The sequence below is a fragment of the Streptomyces sp. NPDC057474 genome, assembly GCF_042802555.1.
Taxonomy (GTDB): Bacteria; Actinomycetota; Actinomycetes; order Streptomycetales; family Streptomycetaceae; genus Streptomyces.
In genome coordinates this window covers 31,787-38,433 of record NZ_JBHVDX010000086.1, presented here as the reverse complement: position 1 = coordinate 38,433, position 6,647 = coordinate 31,787, and the positions used below count along the sequence as shown (strand labels likewise).

General features: G+C 68.5%; 9 protein-coding genes. 6 read left to right on the top strand and 3 right to left on the bottom strand.

Annotation, left to right across the window (positions count from 1 at the left end; translation table 11 throughout):
- Positions 1-1,494: 1,494 nt before the first annotated feature.
- A complete protein-coding gene (locus tag ACFU53_RS23825) occupies positions 1,495-2,199 on the bottom strand; it encodes an RNA polymerase sigma factor (RefSeq protein WP_383995823.1) in 705 nt (234 codons plus the stop codon).
- Positions 2,192-2,383, bottom strand: a complete 192-nt coding sequence (locus ACFU53_RS23820) for a hypothetical protein (protein ID WP_383995821.1) — start codon at positions 2,381-2,383, stop codon at positions 2,192-2,194. Before ACFU53_RS23820 ends, ACFU53_RS23825 begins: the two co-directional genes overlap by 8 nt.
- A 217-nt stretch (positions 2,384-2,600) precedes the next feature.
- Between ACFU53_RS23820 and ACFU53_RS23815 the strand changes: the two genes are divergently transcribed.
- The 4 genes from ACFU53_RS23815 to ACFU53_RS23800 all read left to right on the top strand — a co-directional run bounded on the left by ACFU53_RS23815 (position 2,601) and on the right by ACFU53_RS23800 (position 4,756).
- Positions 2,601-2,900 carry a hypothetical protein gene (locus ACFU53_RS23815; RefSeq protein WP_383995818.1) on the top strand — a complete coding sequence of 100 codons (300 nt, stop codon included), beginning with the start codon at positions 2,601-2,603 and terminating at the stop codon, positions 2,898-2,900.
- Positions 2,901-2,911: 11 nt separating this feature from the next.
- Positions 2,912-3,643: a hypothetical protein gene (locus ACFU53_RS23810; protein ID WP_383995815.1), complete on the top strand. Its 732-nt coding sequence runs from the start codon at positions 2,912-2,914 to the stop codon at positions 3,641-3,643.
- Between the two features lie 268 nt (positions 3,644-3,911).
- On the top strand, positions 3,912-4,094 hold the full coding sequence (locus ACFU53_RS23805; protein ID WP_383995812.1) for a hypothetical protein: 183 nt from the start codon (positions 3,912-3,914) through the stop codon (positions 4,092-4,094).
- 20 nt (positions 4,095-4,114) lie between these two features.
- A complete protein-coding gene (locus ACFU53_RS23800; protein ID WP_383995809.1) occupies positions 4,115-4,756 on the top strand; it encodes a hypothetical protein in 642 nt (213 codons plus the stop codon).
- A gap of 70 nt (positions 4,757-4,826) precedes the next feature.
- Here ACFU53_RS23800 and ACFU53_RS23795 read toward each other — a convergent pair whose 3' ends face one another.
- Complete coding sequence (locus ACFU53_RS23795; protein WP_383995806.1) at positions 4,827-5,363, bottom strand: hypothetical protein; 537 nt, start codon at positions 5,361-5,363, stop codon at positions 4,827-4,829.
- Between the two features lie 135 nt (positions 5,364-5,498).
- Here ACFU53_RS23795 and ACFU53_RS23790 point away from each other — a divergent pair, with 135 nt between their 5' ends.
- Positions 5,499-5,807, top strand: a complete 309-nt coding sequence (locus ACFU53_RS23790) for a hypothetical protein (protein WP_383995803.1) — start codon at positions 5,499-5,501, stop codon at positions 5,805-5,807.
- Between the two features lie 36 nt (positions 5,808-5,843).
- Positions 5,844-6,563 carry a response regulator transcription factor gene (locus ACFU53_RS23785; protein ID WP_383995800.1) on the top strand — a complete coding sequence of 240 codons (720 nt, stop codon included), beginning with the start codon at positions 5,844-5,846 and terminating at the stop codon, positions 6,561-6,563.
- Positions 6,564-6,647: the final 84 nt, after the last annotated feature.

The window sequence follows — 6,647 nt, the reverse complement described above, 5'->3', positions numbered from 1 at the left end:
ACCGCAAACCACCAGCCCCGTCACCGCCCAAGCCACGATCCGAAACGGAACACGACTCAAGTGGCGACGGGAGAACTCAAAACCGGCTCACTAGGGCGGCTCGCACACCACCGGGGCCCTTCCGCGTACACGTGCCCGGGCGCGGACCTGCGCAAGTAGCGCAAGCCCTCCCGGCAGCGGCCGTTCCGGGGTCGATCGTCGTGCACATCTGGGACTGTGCGACGCTCCGGCCGGGGACCCTGAACTGGACGTGTACGAAGCGCTGGAAGTGCTGCGGTCGATCGCCGGGGCGGTCGCGTGCAAAGAGTGCGGGGCGTCCGTCGCGCCCGGACCACTCCTCGACTCCTCCACGTGATGGGCGACGATCAGCGCAGCTGCCACTGGGGCGGAGGCGCCAAGGCTGCGACGTAGCAAGGCGCAAGCGCGCCATCCCAGGTGCACGGATGGAGCAACGCTCCTAGACTCTTCATGGGTGCCATTCGGTATCGAATGCGGGTACTGACGACGCATCGAGTCGTCGAGAAAACCTAACGCTGAGGCAAATTTCCAGCTGGATATCAAGCTGCTTCCTCTCGCCTTCCACGGAGGAAAGATGTCTCCCACCCTTGTGCGCAAGCCGCTGAACATCCTTGTGGGTGCCATTTTCGTTGGCGCCGCTGCAGTCACTGCCGTACCCACGACCGCAGCACCGGCACACGCCTGGCCCTGGAGTGGAACAGTACAGGTCAACGGGGGGGTTGCTTGTGGTGGTGCAGGTCTCAATTACCGCCCCGTTCAGGTCACCATGAGCGCAGCAGGGCAGACCAGGAGCGCGAGGGTGAACGCGGTTGGCTACTACAAGCTGGCACCGTTTACGGCCATACCGAGGGGCGGCACCTATGCAACGACCCGAATAACCTGCAGCAGCGGGGAAGGAATCATTGGCGACACTAAGACTTCGACGTTTAGGGTGTTCATAGATCGCCCCGCCGTTGGAACCCTCGCCTGGAAGAGTCTGGCATTCCGCTAGGCGCAATCAGTCAGCAAGGGGAGTTTATCCGGGAACCATGCGCGCGGCCGCCTCTTGTTACCGTGGTCGGCCTGTCGAAGCCGGACCACTCTGTGGTCCGGCTTCTGGCTTTCCAGGCCCCCTACGTCACGCACGCGGGTCGGGGTCCGGGGCTTGGTCGCTCCGGAACGGGGAGCTTATCCGGGATTCATGACGCGAGAGTGTCCGCGAATATGACGGGATCACTCGGGGAGGGCCCAGCGACCGCGCCCTTCCCGAGTGACCACCGGCTACGGCCCGGCCTGGTCCGGCCTTCCGATATCAGCGGCGCTCCTCCAGCCAAACGTGCTCTTGCCGCTTCTCCACCCAAACGCGCTTTCGTCGGCTGGTAGGAGGGTCGACCTCGCGCCGGAGCGGGATCTCGTCGGCGGCCCTCCTCGTGAATCGGGAGCCGGAGTCCTCGTCCGCGCGTCCGCTGCCCCAGAGCAACGTTCCCAACAACCCTCCTACCCCCAGCAGGGCTCGACGCCTCCCGACTTCAACGGCCAACTGCGGAGCAGGGGGGCGGCCATGCCCACCAGAATCCACCACCAGGGCTGCGACAGCAGCGTCCTCACCGCGCTACTGACCCCGGCGGGTTCGGTGGGTAGCGAGCCGGAGCGCAGCCATTGCACTGCGCATCCGATCGGCACCACGGCCAGGGCGCCGCCGAGGGTCAGTTTCAGCGTGGCCACCGCCCGAGATACGTGGGTGGCGACCGTCCCCGGCGCCAAGCCCATCGCCTGGGCAGTCTCCGCTCGGGTCAGCCCCAGTACCTTGGTGCACAGCACCGCTCTGTGTTGCTTCGGCGGCAGGGCGTCCAGCGCGGTGTCCAGGTCAAGGCGCAGATCGACCGCGTGTAACGGATCGGCAGCGGGACCGGCAGCCTCCATCCGCAAGTCCGTGTCCCAGGACCCGTACACCTGGACGTTGCGGTAGCTCTTTGCCGCGTGCCATACCTCGTTCTCGATGGCCTTGAAGACGTACGGGCGCATCTGCGCGACCGGCTCGGTGCTGGTCAGCACGCTCGTGATGGCGATCTGCACCACGTCCTCAGGGTCCGCCCATGCCTGAGGGATCCCGAAGCGGCGCAGCCGCTTGCGGGCGAAGCCGACCATCTGCCCGTGCCTCTCCGCGAATAGGGCCGATACCGCTGCGGCGTGCTCAGCCACGCCGCCCTCGCTTCCCCCTACGGCATCCCCGGCCCGGCCGATCGCTCGACTCGCCCTCGGCGCGGATCAGTTCTGCCTTCCCCGCGGCCCGGACACGGAATGCGATGCTGTGCAGCACCTTGGTCAACCCCGGCGCGAACAGCAGCACCAGGAATACGACGACGCCGATACCCGTCAACTCCACCGGACTCCTCCAGCCTGCGGCCTGTCAGCGCCTCACTGTGAAGCAGCGGCCGTACGCAACCTGAGAGGCGCCGGGCCGCCGGATTCTTGACACGGCGGACCAAGATCTTTTGGCGGGGTTTCACGAGCAGCCGCTGCGGATCGGCGGGGCGTGCACAGACGGCTCGGCGCCCCTCTGTGAGCCGTGTCCAGTCGTGCCGTCTGGCGTTGGTCTGGGGGTGACCGAACAACTCGGAGCCGGGCCGCCCCTCCGGACGAAGGAAGAGGTGCGCACGTTCGTGTTGGAGCTAAAGGCGGAAGCGAAGCGATTGGCGGCGGACGTCGGTGACCTCAGTCGCCCGATGGCGGCCGGCGAGGCCCTCGTGCGGGCCGTTGCCATCCAGCAGAAGTGGGATCGGGTCCGGGACTGGGCCATCGAGCAGGAAGTCCAGGACGTCACGGTGCCCGACTACCCGCCGGGCGGTCCAGTCTCTCCCACGGCTTTCTCGGCGCCGCGGAGGTGTCCGCTTCAGGTGTGACGGTCCGGCCCATGAACTGGCACAAGGACCACCACCTGCCCCGCCGCTCGATCGGCTCGTACCTCACCGCCCGGCCCTGGTTGGAGCTGTACCCCACCGCCGACGTGCCCATGGAGATCGAGCCGTACGACGCCGTCGACTGGGAGAACTGCCCGGCCTGCGGCGAACTCAACCGGCTCTGCCGGTACCACGAGGGCTACACCACCGGCTACGAGGCGCTGAAGCAGCCGCTCACCGAAGCTGCGAGCGTCCTGTTCCGGGAGGGTTTCACCGCCGTGCACCAGGTCGACCCCACCCCGACGGGAGCCACCGTGCCCAACGACGCCCTTTCCCCCGAGCGGATTGCCGATGCCGTCGCCGTACTGCGCAAGGGCGCAGGAAGGCGACCAGAAGGCACACCGAGACCTTGCCTTGTACTTCCCGGAGTACGAAGGGCTGGTGATGCAGACCGATCACGCTCGATATCTCGAACTCGGCGCCCGCGTCGGATTGGTGGCGACGCACCTTCTGATCATCCAGAGCGGGGGGTGGCTGGCCTCGGTGGACACCTACACCTCGGACCTCGGGTTGCCGCTCGCTTCCGTGATCTCGGGGCCTACGCCAGTAGGGCCGAGGCGATCCGAGAGGCTGTGCGCGCTGCGACGGACAACGGATGGATGCTCGACCCCGAACACCAGTGGTCCGACTTTGACTGCGGCGGCGGGGAAGTCCACATTCCGATTCACTCGCGACCGACGCGCTGACTGAAGTCAGGAAATCCCGGTAAGATTGATCTTGCTGGGGTGGCGACCGGCCCCCTCCCCTGCTGTGGCGCCCGGGCTGATGTCGGTCGTGCCCTGCGGCGTTCCCCACGCTCCGAACCCGGACCGCGGAACCGGGACCCACCGGGATCGTGTTTGCCCAGCTCAGAGACTGTCCACTTTTTGCTACCTCTTCTGCGGACCGGCAAAAGCTGGATTGGTGCCGCGGTCGGGCGCAAGAGTGTTGCCCGTGACAGTTACTCATTACCGCGTGCTGGTAGTCGTCTTGGTGGGTGTCCTCGCGGCGGCCGTCGCCGTGATCCTTGCCGTGCTCGACAAGCACGCCGCTACGGATGCCATCCGGAACGCCGGCCTCGCATTCGCTGGAACCACCACGCTGGGCCTGCTGCTGAGCGCCGCACTCAAGGACGATCCCAGCCGGGGGGCCCGGTGACCCCCTACTGGAGCGAGGGCATGTATGTGGAGCCCACCTCAGACCATGTCGGCGACGAGGAGTGGTTCAGGGAGCCCATGGTCATGGTGGCTGGCCACCTCTTCCCCCCGCGCTTCCGGATCTACATGAAGTGCCGCGCGTCGGACGTCGCAATGTGCATCGCCCTTGAGGTCGACCGCGGGGGCTTCATCGAGCAGGAGAACGCCATCACGATCCACGGTGTTGCCTCCGACCGAGAGCGGGACCAGGTGCGGGTGGCCGCACGAAAGCTTGCGCTCCCCCATGCTCTGGCCGCCGTGCCCTTCGGCCCTGCCCGGAAGACGGAGGAGGGCTGGGAGTGGGTTGCCATGGGCTGGTCTCCGCCGGCAGTACACAAGGTCGGCGAACACCTGTCCGGCCCGCAGCTTGCCTTGCTCAAGGAGCTTCGGCGCCGGACAGGGCCGAAGTGGTGGGACGTCTACTTGCCGCGAATCGAAAAGACGGCCTTCATCGTTGCTTGTGCCTCGCCTGAGAAGGCAACACGCAAAGTGATCGTGGAGGACGTGTGCCCCCACACCTACGTCAGCCGTACGCAGGCGTACCAAGACCTGCAGGCCGCACGTGAGCTTGGGCTGATCCCCCTTGCGCGATGCGACTCAGCCGGGAACCTTCTCTCCAGGTAGTAGGCGATCAGGCTGCGTCGATCCGGGCCCGGGTGCAAGCCGCCCTTGTACAGGGCGCGCGGGCACCGGCTCAGTTCCAGCGGACCAGGGTTTCGACGTGGTCGCTGGCACTGTCGAGGGGCGCCTCCAGGTCGGCGATCTTCTTGGGCTGGGCGGAGCCGCCAGCCGCGAAGTCGCTGCGGAACAGGGCTAGCTTGCCGCCTTCACCTTCAGAGATGAAGGCGAAACTCTTGCCGTCCGCGGACCGGATCGGGGCGCCGTTGGAGCGGTCGTTGGCAGGTACCAGCTCCTGCGCTTTCACCACCGAGCTGTAGTCGGACGTGAAGGTGATCAGGTTCAGGTCGCACACCAGGGACGTGTTGTCGCGCCAGAACGCGGGCCTGCATCCCTGCGTCAGCCCCTTGGTATCGATCGACTCCGAGTAGTCGTCGATCCAGTCCCCGTTCTCGACCTCCGATGTGAATCGGCTCAGGTAGACGCGGTTCTCGACGTCACTCAAGTAGGCCTGTGCGGCGCCGTTGGGCGTGAGTGGCGAGGCGGAACCGGTAGCCGCGCTTGCCGTGGCGGTAGTGGCGGCGTCCTGGCTGATGGCGTTGGCAACGCTCAACCGCTTCTGGCGAGGCGAACAGGGATGCACGGCCTTGCGGCTCAGTCGGCGGCGAGGGCGTCCACCAGCTGCCGCAGCGCGAGCACTGCGGGCCTGGTTTTTCACGGGGCTGCGCTCAGGTCGACGAAGTCGCGGATGAGCCCCGGGCAGGACGGCGACGCTCTCGTGGCCGCGCTCCGGCTCCTCGCACGGGTCGACGCGGAAAACCGGCCCGCGACGGCGGGGGAGGGCCACGTCGTCCTCCGCGGTATGCCGATGGCGCACCGCGGCGCCGAGCCGAACACCGGCCCGGACGGACGGGCCGGGCGGGCGGTCGGCCGCGGCCGCCCCCCGCCCCGGCTCTCCTCCCGGGTCGGGCTCGCGCCCCTGTCCCGCTCCGGAAGTGCTCGCCGGGCCCTCGAAGGCGACTGGAGCGGCCGGGGCCGCGCCCCGGGTGCCGGATAGCGTGACCGGCATCCACAAGTGCGTGAGGGGCGAGTCATGCCGGAAGCGGGAACGGACGTCGTACCGGTCGCCAGGCTGCGGCTGCTTCCCGGCGGGGCCGCGGCGCCGGCGCCCGACCGGGCCGCAGAGCCCGCCGGGGTGCGGCTGTTCCTCGTGGGCGGTGACGCCCTGGCACGGGCCGGGGTCATGTCGCTGCTCGACGGCCAGGGCGACATCACCCTCGTCGGCGACGACGAGCCAGGGCCCCGCGCCCTGGCCGCGCTGCGCGCCCACACCCCCGACGTGCTGGTCCTGCACGGCCTGCGCGACCCCCGCGAGATCGCCGCGCTCCTCGCGGACACCGACCCGGGCCTGCCCGTGCTCACCGTCGGCGGCTGCGAACCCGACGCCCGCACCGAGCACCTCGTGCACGGCCACCTGCCCGCCACCACCACCGCCCGGCAGCTCGCCGCCGCCGTGCACCTGGCCGCCGCCGGCTACGTGCTGACCCGGGGCCCGCTGCCCGCCGGGTCCGGCGCCCCCGACCGCCCGCGGGGCACCACCTCCGTCTCGGACGTCCCCCCGCAGGAGCTGACCGATCGCGAGGGCCAGGTCCTCGACCTCGTCGCGCGGGGCCTGTCCAACACGGAGATAGCGCAGTCCCTGATCCTGTCCGAGCACACGGTCAAGACGCACGTGCAGAACCTGCTGCACAAGCTGCGCCTGCGCAACCGCGTCCACGTGGCGATCTACGCCTTCGAGGCCGGGCTGCGCTGACGCGCGAGGGCCGCATCAGGCGCGGGTCAGCGCCCCGTCAACGCGCCGCGCGAGGCTGAGCCGGTACTCCGCCGACCAGCAGCG

Bases quoted from the DNA above. Each gene is read 5' to 3' on its own strand.
- ACFU53_RS23810 (WP_383995815.1), top strand. From the start codon at position 2,912: ATGAACTGGCACAAGGACCACCACCTGCCCCGCCGCTCGATCGGCTCG.
- ACFU53_RS23800 (WP_383995809.1), top strand. From the start codon at position 4,115: ATGTATGTGGAGCCCACCTCAGACCATGTCGGCGACGAGGAGTGGTTC.
- ACFU53_RS23790 (WP_383995803.1), top strand. From the start codon at position 5,499: ATGAGCCCCGGGCAGGACGGCGACGCTCTCGTGGCCGCGCTCCGGCTC.
- ACFU53_RS23785 (WP_383995800.1), top strand. From the start codon at position 5,844: ATGCCGGAAGCGGGAACGGACGTCGTACCGGTCGCCAGGCTGCGGCTG.